Here is a 17476-nt window from a genome sequence, read left to right on the forward strand (position 1 = left end):
CACGAAAGGGCCCGACCTGACGGAAACCGCCCCCGGGCGGGCCGCCGACGCAAACGCCGAGGAAAAATGCGCGCTTCCCCGGAATGCGGGACACGGCCATCCGGGTTGCACTCCTTGAAGGGCGCCCCGTGCGCTCCTTCCGTCATGCCCTGTCCGTGTCCGTCCGAGTCCCGCCGGTGGTCCGCCCACCCCACCGCGGGCCGTCCGAGTGTCGTCCGAGCGAGAGGAACTGCTCCCTTGAGCCAGTACGTGTCCCGCCTCGGCGGCAGCCTCGGCGGCCGCATCGCCGCCGCCCGCGGCACCCGCCACGACCCGCCGCGCCTGCGCCTGCCGGCCGTCGGCCACCACCGCAAGCCGCGCCGCGTGGCCATGCTCAGCGTGCACACCTCGCCGCTGCACCAGCCCGGCACCGGCGACGCAGGCGGTATGAACGTGTACATCGTGGAGCTGGCCAGGCGCCTCGCCGCGATCAACATCGAGGTCGAGATCTTCACCCGCGCCACCGAGGGCGGTCTGCCGTCCTCGGTCGAGCTGGCCCCCGGGGTCCTCGTACGGCATGTGGACGCGGGCCCGTACGAAGGCCTCGCCAAGGAAGAGCTCCCGGCCCAGCTGTGCGCCTTCACCCACGGCGTCATGCAGGCCTGGGCCGGCCACCGGCCCGGCTACTACGACCTCGTCCACTCCCACTACTGGCTCTCCGGCCACGTGGGCTGGCTCGCCGCCGAACGCTGGGGCGTCCCCCTCGTCCACGCCATGCACACCATGGCCAAGGTCAAGAACGCCGCGCTCGCCACAGGCGACACGCCCGAGCCCGCCGCCCGCGTCATCGGCGAGACGCAGATCGTGGCCGCCGCCGACCGGCTCATCGCGAACACCACCGAAGAGGCCGACGAGCTCGTCCGCCACTACGAGGCCGACCCCGGCAAGGTGGCCGTCGTCCACCCGGGCGTGAACCTCGACCGCTTCACCGTCGGCGACGGCCGGGCCGCCGCCCGCGCCCGCCTCGGCCTGCCGCAGGACGCCGTCATCCCGCTCTTCGCGGGCCGGATCCAGCCCCTCAAGGCCCCTGACATCCTGCTGCGCGCGGTCGCCGAGCTCGTCGACCGCGACCCCTCGCTGCGCCGGCGCCTGTTCGTCCCCGTCGTCGGGGGGCCCAGCGGCAGCGGGCTCGCCAAGCCGGAGGGGCTGCAGAAGCTCGCCGCGAAGCTCGGCATCGCCGACATCGTCCACTTCCACCCGCCGGTCCGCCAGGACGCGCTCGCCGACTGGTTCCGGGCGGCGTCCGTGCTCGTCATGCCCTCGTACAGCGAGTCCTTCGGGCTCGTCGCGATCGAGGCCCAGGCCACCGGCACCCCGGTGCTGGCCGCCGCGGTCGGCGGGCTGCCCGTCGCCGTCAACGACGGGGTGACGGGGATCCTCGTACCCGGGCACGACCCGGTGGACTACGCGCGCGAGCTGCGGCGCTTCGTGGACGAACCGGGGCTCGCGGACCGGATGGGCGCCGAGGCCGCGCGGCACGCGCAGTTCTTCGGCTGGGACACGGCGGCGAGCGGCACGGCGGACGTGTACACCGCGGCGATGCATGATCACCGCCGTCGCGTACGCTCCCACCATGGCTGACACCGCCGCGATCATCGAGAGCACGCTGACCGAGGCCGGACTGGGCTGGGAGAGCCCCGAGCCCGGCTCGTACGTCGTCCAGCTCCCCGGCACCCGCAAGCTGTCCACGACCTGCTCGATCCGGGTCGGCCGGCACTCGCTGTCGGTGAACGCGTTCGTGATCCGCCACCCCGACGAGAACGAGGCGGGCGTCCACCGCTGGCTGCTGGAGCGCAACCTCAAGCTGTACGGGATGGCCTACGCGGTCGACGCGCTGGGCGACGTCTACCTGACGGCCCGGCTCCCGCTGTCCGTCGTCACCCCGGAGGACCTGGACCGGCTGCTCGGCACGGTCCTGGAGGCGGCGGACGGTTCGTTCAACACCCTGCTGGAGCTGGGCTTCGCGAGCGCGATCCGGCGCGAGTACGAGTGGCGGGTCTCGCGCGGCGAGCCGACGCGCAACCTGGACGCCTTCAAGCACCTGACGCAGCCGACGTCCTGAGCGCGGCCGGTCCCGTACGTACGAAGCCCCCGCGCGCGGGGGCTTCGTACGTACGGGACCGGGGGACACTCCTCAGGCCTCGGCGACGGCCGGGGCGGGTCGGACTGCCGGGGCCGGGGCCGAAGCCGAGACCACCGACCCCGGCTCGCTGTAGGCCAGTTTCCGCATCAGCAGCCAGTACCCCAGCGCCGCCACCGTGCCCAGCACGGCCACGGACGCCCAGAGCCAGCCCGCGCCCCACCGGTCGATCATGAAGCCGGCCATCAGCGGAGCCACCAGCGAGGCCACCGCCCAGGACATCGTGTACATGCCCTGGTAACGGCCGCGCCCGTGCAGCGGGGAGAGCCGGGCGACCAGGCCCATCTGGGTCGGGGAGTTGACGATCTCGGCCAGCGTCCACACGCAGACCGTCAGCCCCAGGCTCCAGACCGACCCGGCGAAGGCGGTCAGCCCGAACCCGTACCCGGCCAGCAGCGCCGAGGCCACCAGCAGCTTCTGCGGGTCGCCCTTCTCGATGAACCGGGTGACCGGGAGCTGCAGCAGCACGATCAGCACCCCGTTCACGGCCGCGACCATGCCGTAGTCCGCGGCGGAGAACCCGCCCGTGCCCATGGCCAGCGGCAGCCCGAACGAGCCCTGCGTGAAGATCAGTGAGATCAGGAACGACAGCCCGACCACGCCCATGAAGGGCCCGTCCCGCAGCACCGTCCCGAGCCCGATCTCCGGTTCGGCGGCCGCCTGCTCCGCGGCGGTCTGCTCCGGCCGCGACTCCGGCAGCTTCGCGTACACGAGCACCGCGCAGACCAGCGTCAGCGCCGCCTCGCCGAGGAACCCGGCCAGGTAGCTGTACTCGGCGACGAAGCCGGCCACCGTCGCCGAGACGGCGAAGCCGAGGTTGATCGCCCAGTAGTTCAGCGCGAAGGCCCGGACCCGGTCCTCCGGCCGGACGATGTCCGCCATCATCGCCTGCACCGCCGGGCGCGAGGCGTTCGAGGTCATGCCGACCAGCAGCGCCACCGCCGCGATTGCCGCCGGGTGCTCCATGAAGCCGAGCAGCGCCACCGAGAACGCCGTCGAGGCCTGGGCCGCGAGCAGTGTGGGGCGCCGGCCGAGCCGGTCGGTCATCACGCCCGCGCCGAGCGAGGAGACGACCCCGCCGAGCCCGTGCAGGGCTACCACGAGTCCCGCGAAGGAGGCCGAATAGCCCCGGTCCACGGTCAGGTACAGGGTCATGAACGTGGCGACGAAGGCTCCGAGCCGGTTCACCAGGGTGCTGGTCCACAGCCACCAGAACTCGCGGGGGAGGCCGGCCACGCTCTCACGCGCCGCCCGTCTGAGACTGGCAACGGACATGACGGATTCCCCCCGGTAATGTAAGTGGCTCTCCTGCTCACCGCACCCTACGGGTGGGGGTCGGCGAGAGCCACCGGATTGACGCGCACCGTCAATCCACGGCCCCGTCCACGGCCCCGTCCACGGCTGTGTCCACGGCCGTGGACACGCGCGCGAGCGCCCCCGCGCGTCCATTAGGCTCGTACGCATGGCCGACGCACCGTACAAGCTGATCCTCCTCCGCCACGGCGAGAGCGAGTGGAACGCGAAGAACCTGTTCACCGGCTGGGTGGACGTCAATCTCAACGAGAAGGGCGAGAAGGAGGCGGTCCGCGGCGGTGAGCTGCTCAAGGACGCCGGCCTGCTCCCCGACGTCGTGCACACCTCGCTCCAGAAGCGCGCGATCCGCACCGCGCAGATGGCGCTCGAGGCAGCCGACCGCCACTGGATCCCGGTCCACCGCTCCTGGCGCCTGAACGAGCGGCACTACGGTGCGCTCCAGGGCAAGGACAAGGCCCAGACCCTCGCCGAGTTCGGCGAGGAGCAGTTCATGCTGTGGCGCCGCTCGTACGACACCCCGCCGCCGGCCCTCGAGGACGGTACGGAGTTCTCCCAGTCCGAGGACCCGCGCTACGCGACGATCCCGCCGGAGCTGCGCCCGAAGACGGAGTGCCTGAAGGACGTCGTCGTCCGCATGCTCCCGTACTGGTACGACGGCATCGTCCCGGACCTCCTCGCGGGCCGCACCGTCCTGGTCGCCGCGCACGGCAACAGCCTGCGCGCGCTGGTCAAGCACCTGGACGGCATCTCCGACGCCGACATCGCGGGCCTGAACATCCCGACCGGCATCCCGCTCGCCTACGAGCTGGACGCCGAGTTCAAGCCCCTCAAGCCGGGCGGCACCTACCTCGACCCGGCCGCCGCGGCCGCCGCCATCGAGGCCGTCAAGAACCAGGGCAAGAAGAAGTAAGTTTCGTGATCATGCCTCCCACCTGCGCATACGGCGCCGGTGGGAGGCATTTTCAGGCCCTGGGTCCCCTCTGGGCCCTCAGGCTGGTGGGTCTTGCGGGCGGAGCGCCTCGCCGAGAGGGACTCCGGGCAGGGCCCTTGTGCTGACTCGGCGGCGTGACGGCCGCCTTGGCCGGGGTGACGGCCCTCTCGCGTGGCCGGGGGTCAGGGGGCGGCCGGCGCGGCGGGCTTGGCCGGGGCGACAGCCGGTGCGGCCGGCTTGGCGACGGGCTTGGCCAGCAGGGACTCTGCCGTGTCCTGGAGCGCGGCGACGTTGCCGTTGGACAGGACGACGTTGGGGTTGAGGACGCGCTCGACCGGCACGTGCACGACCTCCGAGATGTCGGAGATGTTGAGGTTGTCGAGGAGCGAGAGCAGCGGGTTGTCGGCGGCCTGGGCGGGCGCACCGCCGAGGAGCAGGACGGCGCCGGCGAGAGCGCCGACGAGCGAGGTTCGATTCAGCTTCATGCGCGGGGAACGTCCCGCCCGTCCCCCCGGTTACCTCCCCACCCCACCGGTCCCCCGTTCAGCCCCGGCAGACCCCCCGTCCGGCCGGACCCGCCCCCTTCCTTCGGTTGCTGGCAGGGCTGCTACCGGTAGCAGCTTCTGGGGCCCCGCCACTGGCCCTCTCTGGGCCCTCCGAGGGCGACCGAGGACGACGGACAACGACCGACGATGACCGCCCGACGGCAGGTCGGTCAGGGTGTGCGGCCCTCTGACCAGGGTGAAGAACGGGCCCGCCAGACCCAGGGCAAGAAGTAACACTGACCCACGAACAGGCCCTCCACCTGCTGGTTTTCGGCGGGTAGGGGGCCTGTTGGCGTGTGGGGCGGGGGAGTCGGCGGCGGGTTGGGGATCTTGGTCGCTCGGGTGGGTCAAGCGGTCACCTGCGCGGGTCAAGCATCCGGTTTCCGGGGTGCGGAGTGCGGGGGGCGAGGGTCCGATGGGCTCGCAGACCGACCGGTCCCGCAATTCCCTCGTCCTCCGCGAAAGCCTCGGCCCACCGCGGGGAAGGAACTCGCTCCGTGAACCAGAAGCCCGTTTCCCAGCGCTCCCGCGCCCCCCGCCGGGTGCTCCTCGCCTCGGCCCTCGCGGCCGTGGCCTTCTCCGGCCAGCTGCTCACCACGGCACCCGGGGCACTCGCGTACGACGGCCCCCATGGCGGAGGTGACAGGCCGAGCGCCGACGGCTCCCACGGCGGAGGAGACAGGCCGGGCTCCGACAGCTCCCACGGCGGAGGAGACAGGCCTGGGTCCGACGGTTCTCACGACGGGGGTGACAGGCCGGGGTCCGACGGCTCCCACGGCGGGGGTGACAGGCCGGGCTCGGGCTCCAAGGAGAAGGAGAAGGAGAGGGAGAAGAAGGAGCCGAAGGCGCCCGCCGTCGTCCACGGCCTGCGGGACTTCACGGCGGACGGGTTCTTCACACCGCCCGAGGGCGTGACCTCGGTGCACGTCCAGGCCTGGGGCGCAGGTGGCGGCGGAGGAGGCGGAGGAGGCGGTGCGAGTGCGCCGCTGGCGGGCAACGGAGGCCAGGGCGGTGGCGCCGGCGCCGGCGGGTTCACCTGGTGCGTCCTCAAGGTGAAGCCCGGCCAGAGCTACACGGTGGACGTCGGCTCCGGCGGCGCGGCCGGCACCCGCGGCCCCGGCGCGCCCGCCGGCGGCAACAACGGACTGCCGGGCGGCACCGGCGGGACCGGCAGCCCGACGACGTTCTCCTCCGCGACCGGCATCCAGCTCAGCACCACGGGCGGCACCGGCGGTGGCGGAGCGGGTGGCGGCAGTGTCACGACGGGCACCCCGGGTACGGGCGGCACCGGCGGCGCCGGCACCTGCAGCAGCCTCGATGTGACGAACCGCAGCGGCGCGAACGGCCAGGGCGGCGCCCAGGGCGGAGTGGGCGCGGCCGCCGTCGACGGCATCGTCCAGCTGCCGCCGGCGAACACCGGCGTGGGCGGCAACGGCGGTGGCGGCGGGACCGGCGGCACCGAGACCGGCGGCGCGGGCAGCCCGGGTGGCGTGGGCGGCAGCGGCTACCTCGTCGTGTTCTGGTAGGACGTAGGACGCAAGACATAGGGCCGGCAACGGCGAAAGGCCCTCTGCCCGCGGATCTCCGCGTGCAGGGGGCCTCTCCTCGCTCCTGGTGCCTGTGACGGCCGGGCCGCCGAGCCGGTCGGGCGGGGTCAGCCGCCGCACTGGCAGGGTGCGCCGGACTGGCAGCCGCAGCCGCAGCCCGAGCCGCAGCCGCAGGCCGCGAGCAGCGGGAGCCGCAGCGGCTCGGGCCGCGGCTGCTGCTCGTGCTCCGGGGTGATGGGGACGGGGGAATCGGGCATGGATCCTCCTCGCAGGCGGCGTGCGTGGCGTCGTACCGGTACGTCTCGTACGCAAGGCCTCTTACTGCCTTCGCCCTCATTCATGCCCAGCCGCACCAGCGCGTCAACGGCGCATTGGAGCAGAACGCCTCAGACGCCCTCGACCTGCGTCGGCGCCTGCAGCTCGTCCGCGTGCTCGCCCGTCACCAGGTAGACCACGCGCTTGGCCACCGACACCGCGTGGTCCGCGAAGCGCTCGTAGTAGCGGCCCAGCAGGGTCACGTCCACCGCGGTCTCGATGCCGTGCTTCCAGCGGTCGTCCATCAGGTGCTGGAACAGCGTGCGGTGCAGCTGGTCCATCTCGTCGTCGTCCTGCTCCAGCTGGAGGGCCAAGTCGACGTCCTTCGTGATGATGACCTCGGCCGCCTTGGCCATCAGGCGCTGCGCCAGCTGCCCCATCTCCAGGATGGTGGCGTGCAGGTCCCGCGGTACGGCGGTGTCGGGGAAGCGCAGCCGGGCCAGCTTCGCCACGTGCTGGGCCAGGTCGCCCGAGCGCTCCAGGTCCGCCGACATGCGCAGCGAGGTCACCACGATGCGCAGGTCGGTGGCGACCGGCTGCTGGCGGGCCAGCAGCGCGATGGCGCGGGCCTCCAGGTCGTGCTGGAGGTCGTCCACCTTCTGGTCGGCGGCGATGACGCTCTCGGCGAGCTTCAGGTCGGCGTCGAGCATGGACGTCGTGGCCCGCCCGATCGCGGAACCGACGAGCCGGGCCATCTCGACCAGGCCTTCCCCGATCGAGTCCAGTTCCTCGTGGTACGCGTCACGCATGGCTTGTCCCTCTCTTGCCTACTGCCTCTGCTGCCCGTGTGGGACGGGCCGGGGCGGCCTCGTGCCCCCACGTTGACACGGTGGGGCGCAAACGCGTCCGACTCCGGCATCACAAGTGAATCAACCCCGTCGCCACGGTGAACTCTGGGCGACGACTGTTCGAGGTGCCACCCGAACGGCTGTGGAAGTACCGTCGGGCCTGCTTAACCTTGAGGCATGGACGTGAACGCGGCGGTCGCCGCAGCTGCAGCGATCGCCGGTCTTTGCACCGGTGTGATCGCGATGCTGGCGTTCCGCTGGAGCGAGCGCGACCAGGCCCGCCCCACCCGGAGCTCCATGCGCCCCGACATCAACGCGGTGCTCCCGCCCGGCGTGGACACCGTCCTCTCCGTACTCCGCTCCTCCGCCGTCGTGCTCGACGAGGGCGACGCGGTGGTCAAGGCCAGCTCGGCGGCGTACGCCCTCGGACTGGTACGCGGCGGCAAACTCGCCGTCGAACCCATGCTCCACATGGCCCGCGACACCCGCCGTGACGGGGAAATACGCCAGGTCGAGCTCGACCTGCCCCGGCGCGGCACCGGCCGCGGCGAGGCCCTCGCGGTTTCGGCGCGCGTGGCCCCGCTGGGCTCCCGGCTGGTCCTGCTCCTGGTCGAGGACCTCACCGAGGCCCGCCGCATCGAGGCCGTACGGCGCGACTTCGTCGCGAACGTGTCGCACGAGCTGAAGACGCCGGTCGGAGCCATCTCCCTGCTGTCCGAGGCCGTCATGGACGCCTCGGACGACCCCGAGGCGGTCAGCCGCTTCGCCGGCCGCATGCAGATCGAGGCCACCCGCCTGATCAACCTCGTACAGGAGCTCATCGACCTCTCCCGGGTGCAGAACGACGACCCGCTCGAGGACGCGGAGCCCGTACGGGTGGACACGCTGGTGGCCGAGGCCATCGACCGCTGCCGTCACACGGCCTCCTCCAAGCACATCACCATGGCCGCGGGCGGCACCGCCGACCTGCGCGTCTGGGGCCACCGGGGGCAGCTCGCGGCCGCCCTCGGGAACCTGGTCGAGAACGCCGTCAACTACAGCCCCGCCCGCACCCGCGTCGGCATAGCCGGACGCAAGGTCGCGGCACCTGGGGGAGACTTGATCGAGATCGCCGTGACCGACCAGGGCATCGGCATCCCGGAAAAGGACCGCGAGCGCATCTTCGAGCGCTTCTACCGCGTGGACCCGGCCCGCTCCCGCGCCACGGGTGGAACCGGCCTCGGCCTTGCGATCGTGAAGCACGTAGCGGCCTCACACGGCGGGGAGGTGTCCGTATGGAGCTCGGAGGGTCAGGGCTCCACGTTCACCCTGCGCCTGCCGGAAGCAGCCGCTCCGGCATCTGCACCCGCGACCACCCCGGCCGCGGAGTCCCCCGCTCCGAGCCACCCCACGCCTGCCTGAACCACGCTTCTCCACGAACCAAGCCAGCCATTCCTGCCCCGGAGGTCCTTCCGTGACCCGAGTGCTCGTCGTCGAGGATGAGGAATCCTTCAGCGACGCCCTGTCCTACATGCTCCGCAAGGAGGGCTTCGAGGTCGCCATCGCGGCGACCGGGCCCGACGGGCTCGACGAGTTCGAGCGCAACGGCGCCGACCTCGTCCTCCTCGACCTGATGCTCCCCGGCCTGCCCGGCACGGAGGTCTGCCGGCAGCTGCGCGGCCGCTCCAACGTGCCCGTCATCATGGTGACGGCCAAGGACAGCGAGATCGACAAGGTCGTCGGGCTGGAGATAGGAGCCGACGACTACGTCACCAAGCCCTTCTCCTCGCGGGAGCTGGTCGCCCGCATCCGCGCGGTCCTGCGCCGCCGCGGCGAGCCGGAGGAGGTCACCCCGGCCGCGCTGGAGGCCGGCCCCGTACGGATGGACGTCGACCGCCACGTGGTCACCGTCGCCGGAGCCAAGGTGGACCTCCCGCTGAAGGAGTTCGACCTGCTGGAGATGCTGCTGCGCAACGCGGGCCGCGTGCTGACCCGCATGCAGCTGATCGACCGGGTCTGGGGCGCCGACTACGTCGGCGACACCAAGACGCTGGACGTCCACGTCAAGCGCCTGCGCGCCAAGATCGAGCCCGACCCGGGCGCGCCGCGCTACCTGGTCACGGTCCGCGGCCTGGGCTACAAGTTCGAGCCGTAAACCGCGGGCGGCGCAGGCAAGAGGAGCCGCACAGACGAAAGGGCCCCGTCCGCTTCGGCGGACGGGGCCCTTCGTACGTGGCGGCGCAGGCTCAGTGGCCGGCGCTGTGGGACGGGGAACCCGACGGGGCGCCCGAGGCCGCGCCCGACGGGGTGCCGGAAGCGGCGCCCGAGGGGGTGGTGGCCGGGGAGCCGGACGGGCTGCCCGAGGGGGCGGCCGAGGCACTGCCCGACGGCGTGGCGCCGGGGGCGGCGATCGGGGCCTCGGTCGGGCCGAAGGGCGCGTACATGCCGGTGCCCGGGACGACGAAGGCGGCGATGGGCACGTCACCCGCGTTGCTCAGCTGGAAGACGAGCTCCTGCGCGTTGCCCTTCTGCACGGCCTCCCCGCCCTCGATCACGGCGGAGGGGTTGCCCTTGCCGCCCAGGACGATCGAGCCGTGGGCCGGCACGGTGACCTTGGACGAGCCCTCGGCGGGCTTCAGCACGACCTTGCTCTTGCCACCCACGAGGGTGATGGCGTCAAGGGTCTGCGGCTTGATGCCGGTGTTGAAGAGCGTCGCGGAGACGGCGGCCGGGCCCTTCCCCTCCTTCTCGCCCTGGGTGATCACCAGCGCGTTCTGGATCTTGATGTTGCCCTTGGTGACAGCGGCGTTGTCCGGCTTGATCTGGAGCGTTTCCGCGTTTTGGCCTGCACCGCAAGCGGCCAGCGAGGCGATCGAGAACACGACGGCGGTGGCGGCGAGGGCACCGCGTCGAAGGCTGCGGCTCACGGCGGCGGCAACTCCTTGGACGTACGGAACGGAAGGGTGGGCAGTCTCGGAGCGGCCGAGGTAAAGCCGCTCTAAGGGTGTGTCAGCGCGCTTAGGTTACCGAGCCGCCGCCTCGCCCCCGCACCCGACCCTCCGCAGCGCACGGGCCACCCTGTGCCGGCCCCGCGATCTTGCATTCCCCCGCGGTTCACACCGCTCTTCCCCCGGCCCTTCCGCTCGGCACTTCCCGCGCCGTTCATCTGCCGATCATGTGCCGCCCGCATATCGCACGCCGGACCCCCGGTGATCAATTCCGGGATTCCTTCGAACGGCCCCCGGTGATCAATTCCGGATTGGGCCTGAACCGCTCCGTACGGGTGGTCGCCAGTCGAACGGAGTAGTTCGGTTTCCCGGCTTCGAAACCGGCAAAACGGGACGTACGTCACACTGCCGCGACCGGCGCGCGGGTGTAGCGTGGCCGTTTCGCCCGGTCCGCACAGCGCCTCCGACCTGCGAATACCCCCCTCCGGAAGCTCCTCGCAGCACGTTCGTGTCGCTGTTGTCAAGCCCCGAGATGTGCCCTGACCTGCGAAAACGCCATTCGTAACAGTCAGTTCTCGTGTTACCCTGGATAGCCACGGAAGGGGTACCTGTCACATGACGTTCAAGGTTGGCGACACCGTGGTCTATCCCCATCACGGGGCCGCGCTGATCGAGGCCATCGAAACTCGCCAGATCAAAGGCGTGGACAAGACCTACTTGGTGCTCAAGGTCGCTCAGGGCGACCTGACGGTTCGTGTGCCTGCGGACAATGCGGAGTTCGTCGGCGTTCGCGACGTAGTCGGCCAGGACGGGCTGGACCGGGTCTTCGAGGTGCTTCGTGCACCGTATGCCGAAGAGCCGACGAACTGGTCCCGGCGCTACAAGGCAAATCTGGAGAAGCTCGCTTCTGGCGATGTCATCAAGGTCGCCGAAGTGGTGCGTGACCTGTGGCGTCGTGAGCGTGAGCGCGGGCTTTCCGCGGGCGAGAAGCGCATGCTCGCGAAGGCGCGCCAGATCCTGGTGAGCGAGCTCGCGCTCGCGGAGAACACCAACGAGGACAAGGCAGAGGCCCTCCTCGACGAGGTTCTCGCGTCCTGACGCGGGAAAACCTTCACACAGTTGTGCCGCGGTGCCCGATGACATGTCCTCTCCTCCACGAGAGGGCTGTTGCCGGGCGCTGCGGCATGTCTGTACCCACACCTTTGCTGCACTCTTTCCACCGGCGTGCCGGGTCCTGACAGCCTGCTCGACCGGTCGTCACGGAAGGGGCGAGGGCGTCGCACCCGGCACCCTTCAGGCCATACCCATGTCGGCCGAAGTCACAAACCTGGCTCGGAGCTACTGATGTCTGACGAATCGCGCCCCCACCGCACCGCCGCGGTGATCCCGGCCGCCGGCCGCGGGGTACGCCTCGGCCCCGGCGCCCCCAAGGCCCTGCGGGCCATCGGCGGCACCCCCATGCTCATCCACGCCGTCCGCGCGATGGCCCGCTCCCGGGCCGTGTCCCTCGTGGTGGTCGTGGCCCCGTCCGACGGCGCCGCCGAGGTGCGCCGGCTCGTCGACGAGCACACGCTGCCCGACCGGACCGAGATCCTGGTCGTCCCCGGCGGCGAGACCCGCCAGGAATCCGTGAGCGCCGGCCTCGCCGCGCTCCCCGCGGACGTCACCTCCGTCCTCATCCACGACGCGGCCCGCCCGCTCGTCCCCGTGGACACCGTCGACTCCGTCGTCGAGGCCGTGCGCGCGGGTTCTCCCGCCGTCGTACCGGCCCTGCCGCTGGCCGACACCGTCAAGGAGGTCGAGCCCGGTGGGCCCGGCGAGCCCGAGCCGGTCGTCGCCACCCCCGAGCGGGCCCGGCTGCGCGCCGTACAGACCCCGCAGGGCTTCGACCTCGCGACCCTCGTACGGGCGCACGAGGCCATCGCCGTCAACGGCGAGGGCGCCACGGACGACGCCGGAATGGTGGAACAGCTCGGCATCACCGTCATGGTGGTCCCCGGCCACGAAGAGGCCTTCAAGGTCACCCGCCCGATCGACCTGGTCCTCGCCGAGGCCGTACTCGCCCGCAGGAGGGCCACCGATGCCTACTAGCTCCGCCGGTTCCGCCGCCCCGCTGATCCCGCTCGTCGGGATCGGCACCGACGTGCACGCCTTCGAGGCCGGGCGCGAGCTGTGGTGCGCCGGGCTGCTCTGGGAGGGGGAGGACGGCCTCGCCGGGCACTCCGACGGCGATGTCGCCGCCCACGCCGCCTGCGACGCCCTCTTCTCCGCCGCCGGCGTCGGCGACCTCGGCGCGCACTTCGGCACCTCCCGCCCCGAGTGGTCCGGTGCCGCCGGCGTCACCCTGCTGGCGGAGGCCGCCCGTATCGTCCGCGCCGAGGGCTTCGAGATCGGCAACATCGCCGTCCAGGTGATCGGCGTGCGCCCGAAGATCGGCAAGCGGCGCGAAGAGGCCCAGAAGACCCTCTCCGCGGCGGCCGGAGCCCCGGTCTCCGTCTCCGGCACCACCACCGACGGCCTCGGCCTCACCGGCCGCGCCGAAGGCCTCGCCGCCATCGCCACCGCACTGGTGTACCGGACGAATTCGTAGTCCCGGGGGCACCGACTCCACAACAAAGCTTCCCCGCGCCCCCGAAAGGGTCGCGGGGCACTGCTACCCGCCCACTACCCTGGATGCCGTGACTATTCGCCTGTACGACACCAGCGCCCGGCAGATCCGCGATTTCGTCCCGCTCACGCCGGGCTGCGTCTCGATCTACCTCTGTGGCGCCACCGTCCAGGCGGCCCCGCACATCGGGCACGTCCGCTCCTACCTGAACTTCGACATCATGCGCCGCTGGTTCGGGTACCGCGGTCTCGACGTCACCTTCATCCGCAACGTCACCGACATCGACGACAAGATCATCATGAAGGCCGAGGACCAGGGCCGCCCGTGGTGGTCCATCGGCTACGACAACGAGCGCGCCTTCAACGACGGCTACGACGCGCTGGGCTGCCTCCCGCCCACGTACGAGCCGCGCGCCACCGGCCACGTGCCCGAGATGATCGAGATGATGCGCGGGCTCATCGAGCGCGGCCACGCGTACGAGGCCGACGGCAGCGTCTACTTCGACGTGCGCTCGTACCCCGGCTACCTGGCGCTGTCCAACCAGGACATCGACGACCTGCGCCAGCCCACCGAGCAGGGCATCACCGGCAAGCGCGACCCCCGCGACTTCGCCATGTGGAAGGCCACCAAGCCCGGCGAGCCCGACTGGGAGACCCCGTGGGGCCGCGGCCGTCCCGGCTGGCACCTCGAATGCTCCGCGATGGCGCACAAGTACCTCGGCAGCGCCTTCGACATCCACGGCGGCGGACTCGACCTGATCTTCCCGCACCACGAGAACGAGATCGCCCAGGCCAAGGCCTTCGGCGACGAGTTCGCGCAGTACTGGGTGCACAACGCCTGGGTCACCATGTCCGGCGAGAAGATGTCCAAGTCCCTGGGCAACTCGGTGCTCGTCTCCGAGATGGTCAAGGCCTGGCGCCCGATCGTCCTGCGCTACTACCTCGGCACCCCGCACTACCGCTCGATGATCGAGTACAGCGAGGAGTCGCTGCGCGAGGCCGAGTCCGCGTTCGCGCGGATCGAGGGCTTCTACCAGCGCGTCATCGAGAAGGCCGGCAAGACGGTCGAGCCGGCCGCCGAGGTCCCGCCCGCCTTCGCCGACGCCATGGACGACGACCTGGGCGTGCCGCAGGCGCTGGCCATCGTCCACACCACGGTCCGCCAGGGCAACAGCGCCCTCGCCGCCGACGACAAGGACGCCGCCATCGCCCGGCTGGCCGAGGTGCGCGCCATGCTCGGCGTTCTCGGCCTGGACCCCCTCGACCCGCACTGGGCCGGTGAGTCCGACCGCGGCGAGGACCTGCACGGCGCCGTCGACACCCTCGTGCGCCTCGTCCTGGAGCAGCGCGAGTCCGCCCGCGCCCGCAAGGACTGGGCGACCGCCGACGCCATCCGCGACCAGCTCCAGCAGTCGGGCCTGGTCATCGAGGACGGCCCCACGGGACCGCGCTGGTCGCTCGGCCCGCGCTGAGGCGGCGCCGCCCGGAGCAGTCCGACTGTGCCGCCCGGCCTCCCGGGCGGCACACTCTTCATACGTACATATCGCAGCATCAACGAAAACAGGTAGAGGTCATGGCCGGGAACAGCCAGCGCAGGAACCGCCGCACGTCCAACAAGAAGGGCGCCACGGTCGGCAGCGGTGGCCAGCGGCGCAAGGGCCTGGAAGGCAAGGGCCCCACGCCCAAGGCCGAGGACCGCAAGAAGCACAAGGCGAACCGCATCAGCAACGCCATGGCCCGGCAGGCCGCCAAGCGCCGTCCGGCCCCGCGCCGCGGCGGCCCCAAGGGCACCAGCGAGATGGTCGTCGGCCGCAACCCGGTCTTCGAGGCCCTGCGCGACGGCGTCCCCGCCACCACCCTCTACGTGCAGCAGTTCATCGACAACGACGAGCGCGTCCGCGAGGCCCTCCAGCTCGCCGGCGAGCGCGGCAACATCAACCTGATGGAAGCCCCGCGCCCCGAGCTCGACCGCATGACCAACGGGCTCAACCACCAGGGCCTGGTCCTCCAGGTCCCGCCGTACGAGTACGCGCACCCGGAGGACCTCACCTCCGCCGCGTACGACGAGGGCGACGACCCGCTGATCGTCGCCCTCGACGGGGTCACCGACCCCCGCAACCTCGGCGCGATCGTCCGCTCCGTCTCCGCCTTCGGCGGCCACGGCGTGGTCATCCCCGAGCGCCGCGCCGCCGGTATGACCGCCGGTGCCTGGAAGAGCTCGGCCGGCACCGCGGCCCGCACCCCGGTCTCCCGCGTCACCAACCTGACCCGCGCCCTCCAGGACTTCAAGAAGGCGGGCATCGCCATCGTCGGCCTCGCCGCCGAGGGCACGCACGAGGTGCAGGACCTGGAGGCGCTCGGCGGTCCCGTCGTCATCGTCGTCGGCTCCGAGGGCAAGGGCCTCGGCCGCCTCGTCGGCGAGAACTGCGACTACCTCGTCCGCATCCCGATGCCGGGCGGCGCCGAGTCGCTGAACGCCGGTGTCGCCGCGGGCGTCGTGCTCTACGAGGCGGCCCGCCGCCGGGCCACCCGCGGCCGCGCCTGACCCCGGGCGGCCCCGCCGCCTTGATCCACTTGGCTCATGGAACGTGACCCGTGAGCGTGCCACCCCGCCCGTTTCGGGCGGGGTGGCTTGATCTTGACGGGTCTCGGACACATCCCTGCTGTCAAGGCAGTGTCCTAAACACTGATCACTCGGTTAGATGAGTGTGGACACCAGAACGTCAGGGTTCGACGACCAGCCCGCGCTGAGCATGGTCAAGGTGCCGTGCGATCCCGCACAGGTCATCGTCAACCACGCCAGCTTCCGCGTGCGGCTCGCACCGAGCCCGAGCGCGCGTTCCAAGCCCGCGAACGCCCCCGGCCGCGTGCCCGTCCTCGGCGGCGCCGTGGTCGCCGCCGCTGCCGGCGCGGGCCGCCGCCGGGCCCCCGTCGTCTGGAGCGGCAAGTCCGCCCCCGGCGACACCGCAGCCATGGGCGGACTCCTCCAGGCCGTACGCGAACACGGGCGCGGACACGGCGGCTTCGGCGACGGGGACGGCGGCGCCACCCAGACCATCCCCCGCGTCGACCTCGCCCACGACCTGGCCGAGGACACGCTGGCCACGCCGACGGTCATCGGCCAGCGCACGTACGGAGACCCGGACGAGACCCGTCCGCCGGCCGCCGTACGCGACTTCCCGTACGACCCCCGGTACGGCGGCGGACCGTACGACGGCCTCGACGGCGGGCCCGGCACCGAATCCCGCCGCGCCCCCTCCGACACCCGCGGGCAGGCCTCGTACTACCCCGGCCGCCGGATGAACCTCGGCGTCGTGCTGCTCCCGCTGCGCGTCTTCCTCGGCTTCATCTGCATCTACGCCGGCATGGGCAAGCTGTGCGACCCCGTCTACTTCGACGGCGGCGAACGCGGCTCCATGGTCACGTGGCTGCGCACCCTGCACCCCTGGGCGCTCGCCGAACCCCTGCGCGACTTCGCGCTCGCCCACCCCGTCGGGGCCGGGCTCAGCGTGGCCTTCCTCCAGGTCATCGTCGGCGTACTGACCGTCCTGGGCCTGTGGCAGCGGTTCGCCGCCTGCATCGGCGCCCTGCTGTCCGCCGCGCTGCTGATGACGGTGAGCTGGAAGACCGTCCCCGCGTACGACGCCCCCGACATCATCTACCTCGCCGCCTGGAGCCCGCTGATCATCGCCGGCGCCCCCGTCTACTCCCTCGACGGGCGCCTCGCCGGCGAGGCCTGGCGCACCCTCGGACCGCGCTCCGAGATCTGGCGGCTGCGCCGGCGCGTCCTGCGCCGCGGAACCGTCATGGCCACCGTCGTCTGCGGACTCACCCTGCTCATCGGCTCGCTCCTCGGCAGCGCCGTCCGCTCCACCACCGTGGTCACCGTCCCCGGACCCGGCGAGACCCCCAGCAACTACCTGCCCGGCTCACCGCTCCCGCAGGCCCCGGCCGGCAAGCAGCAGCCGCCGCCGCAGCAGCAGCAGCCCGCCACCCAGCAGCCCACCAAGGCGGCCGAGCCCAGCGCCAGCGCGTCGGCGCCGGCCGCCAAGTCCGGGCGCGGCTCCACCGGTTCCACCGCCAAGGCGACCGCCGGCACCGGCTCGCAGTCGCCGACGGCGACCCGCGGCTCCGGCAGCGGCCAGAACTCGGGCAGCTCGCCCAAGCAGTCCACCCCGAAGCCGCCGTCCTCCAGCTCCGGCAACGGAGGCGGCAGCAGCGGCGGCGGGGACCCGGCCCCGAAGAAGCCCGGTCTGGTCGGCGGCCTCCTCGGCTGACGACGGGACGGAGAGGGGCCCGGCGCGCCGGGGGGGCGCCCGGCCC

Annotated in this window: 17 protein-coding genes; 12 read left to right on the top strand and 5 right to left on the bottom strand. The window is 72.0% G+C overall.

Going from position 1 to position 17476, the window contains the following annotated elements:
* Positions 1-237: 237 nt before the first annotated feature.
* Both mshA and ACFXGI_RS32410 read left to right on the top strand, forming a co-directional pair.
* Complete coding sequence (mshA, locus tag ACFXGI_RS32405; RefSeq protein ID WP_384714523.1) at positions 238-1620, top strand: D-inositol-3-phosphate glycosyltransferase; 1383 nt, start codon at positions 238-240, stop codon at positions 1618-1620.
* Positions 1613-2101, top strand: coding sequence for a YbjN domain-containing protein (locus ACFXGI_RS32410; RefSeq protein ID WP_384714526.1), 489 nt, complete (start codon positions 1613-1615; stop codon positions 2099-2101). Before mshA ends, ACFXGI_RS32410 begins: the two co-directional genes overlap by 8 nt.
* Before the next feature lie 72 nt (positions 2102-2173).
* Here ACFXGI_RS32410 and ACFXGI_RS32415 read toward each other — a convergent pair whose 3' ends face one another.
* Positions 2174-3454 (bottom strand): MDR family MFS transporter, encoded by a 1281-nt coding sequence (locus ACFXGI_RS32415; RefSeq protein WP_384714529.1) that lies wholly within the window; start codon positions 3452-3454, stop codon positions 2174-2176.
* A 187-nt stretch (positions 3455-3641) separates the two neighbouring features.
* On the opposite strand from ACFXGI_RS32415, the gene ACFXGI_RS32420 reads away from it, so the two are divergent.
* Positions 3642-4403 (top strand): phosphoglyceromutase, encoded by a 762-nt coding sequence (locus ACFXGI_RS32420; RefSeq protein WP_030157053.1) that lies wholly within the window; start codon positions 3642-3644, stop codon positions 4401-4403.
* A gap of 203 nt (positions 4404-4606) precedes the next feature.
* Here ACFXGI_RS32420 and ACFXGI_RS32425 read toward each other — a convergent pair whose 3' ends face one another.
* The gene (locus ACFXGI_RS32425) at positions 4607-4909 is read right to left on the bottom strand and encodes a hypothetical protein (RefSeq protein ID WP_384714532.1); all 303 of its coding nucleotides are present in this window, start codon (positions 4907-4909) and stop codon (positions 4607-4609) included.
* Positions 4910-5466: 557 nt separating this feature from the next.
* Between ACFXGI_RS32425 and ACFXGI_RS32430 the strand changes: the two genes are divergently transcribed.
* A complete protein-coding gene (locus ACFXGI_RS32430) occupies positions 5467-6495 on the top strand; it encodes a hypothetical protein (protein ID WP_384714535.1) in 1029 nt (342 codons plus the stop codon).
* A 128-nt stretch (positions 6496-6623) separates the two neighbouring features.
* Here ACFXGI_RS32430 and ACFXGI_RS32435 read toward each other — a convergent pair whose 3' ends face one another.
* Together ACFXGI_RS32435 and phoU are read right to left on the bottom strand one after the other, a co-directional pair.
* Positions 6624-6773: a hypothetical protein gene (locus tag ACFXGI_RS32435; protein WP_199813613.1), complete on the bottom strand. Its 150-nt coding sequence runs from the start codon at positions 6771-6773 to the stop codon at positions 6624-6626.
* 129 nt (positions 6774-6902) lie between these two features.
* On the bottom strand, positions 6903-7580 hold the full coding sequence (gene phoU / locus ACFXGI_RS32440) for a phosphate signaling complex protein PhoU (RefSeq protein WP_030858619.1): 678 nt from the start codon (positions 7578-7580) through the stop codon (positions 6903-6905).
* A gap of 216 nt (positions 7581-7796) precedes the next feature.
* Between phoU and ACFXGI_RS32445 the strand changes: the two genes are divergently transcribed.
* Together ACFXGI_RS32445 and ACFXGI_RS32450 are read left to right on the top strand one after the other, a co-directional pair.
* Positions 7797-9020, top strand: coding sequence for a sensor histidine kinase (locus ACFXGI_RS32445; protein ID WP_384714539.1), 1224 nt, complete (start codon positions 7797-7799; stop codon positions 9018-9020).
* Between the two features lie 52 nt (positions 9021-9072).
* The gene (locus ACFXGI_RS32450) at positions 9073-9753 is read left to right on the top strand and encodes a response regulator transcription factor (protein ID WP_007265514.1); all 681 of its coding nucleotides are present in this window, start codon (positions 9073-9075) and stop codon (positions 9751-9753) included.
* 91 nt (positions 9754-9844) lie between these two features.
* On the opposite strand, the gene ACFXGI_RS32455 is transcribed toward ACFXGI_RS32450, so the two are convergent.
* Positions 9845-10525 (bottom strand): DUF461 domain-containing protein, encoded by a 681-nt coding sequence (locus ACFXGI_RS32455; RefSeq protein WP_384714542.1) that lies wholly within the window; start codon positions 10523-10525, stop codon positions 9845-9847.
* A 636-nt stretch (positions 10526-11161) separates the two neighbouring features.
* Here ACFXGI_RS32455 and ACFXGI_RS32460 point away from each other — a divergent pair.
* From ACFXGI_RS32460 to ACFXGI_RS32485, 6 genes are all read left to right on the top strand, one after another.
* A complete protein-coding gene (locus tag ACFXGI_RS32460; RefSeq protein WP_003953493.1) occupies positions 11162-11644 on the top strand; it encodes a CarD family transcriptional regulator in 483 nt (160 codons plus the stop codon).
* A 246-nt stretch (positions 11645-11890) separates the two neighbouring features.
* Positions 11891-12637, top strand: coding sequence for a 2-C-methyl-D-erythritol 4-phosphate cytidylyltransferase (gene ispD / locus ACFXGI_RS32465; protein ID WP_384714545.1), 747 nt, complete (start codon positions 11891-11893; stop codon positions 12635-12637).
* Positions 12627-13136: a 2-C-methyl-D-erythritol 2,4-cyclodiphosphate synthase gene (gene ispF, locus ACFXGI_RS32470; protein WP_384714548.1), complete on the top strand. Its 510-nt coding sequence runs from the start codon at positions 12627-12629 to the stop codon at positions 13134-13136. Before ispD ends, ispF begins: the two co-directional genes overlap by 11 nt.
* Positions 13137-13224: 88 nt before the next feature.
* On the top strand, positions 13225-14625 hold the full coding sequence (gene cysS, locus ACFXGI_RS32475) for a cysteine--tRNA ligase (RefSeq protein ID WP_384714551.1): 1401 nt from the start codon (positions 13225-13227) through the stop codon (positions 14623-14625).
* 101 nt (positions 14626-14726) lie between these two features.
* Positions 14727-15698 carry a 23S rRNA (guanosine(2251)-2'-O)-methyltransferase RlmB gene (gene rlmB / locus ACFXGI_RS32480; RefSeq protein ID WP_384714554.1) on the top strand — a complete coding sequence of 324 codons (972 nt, stop codon included), beginning with the start codon at positions 14727-14729 and terminating at the stop codon, positions 15696-15698.
* A gap of 157 nt (positions 15699-15855) precedes the next feature.
* Positions 15856-17430: a DoxX family protein gene (locus ACFXGI_RS32485; RefSeq protein WP_384714557.1), complete on the top strand. Its 1575-nt coding sequence runs from the start codon at positions 15856-15858 to the stop codon at positions 17428-17430.
* Positions 17431-17476 lie beyond the last annotated feature (46 nt).

It is taken from the genome of Streptomyces sp. NPDC059355 (genome assembly GCF_042752335.1).
Lineage (GTDB): Bacteria > Actinomycetota > Actinomycetes > Streptomycetales > Streptomycetaceae > Streptomyces.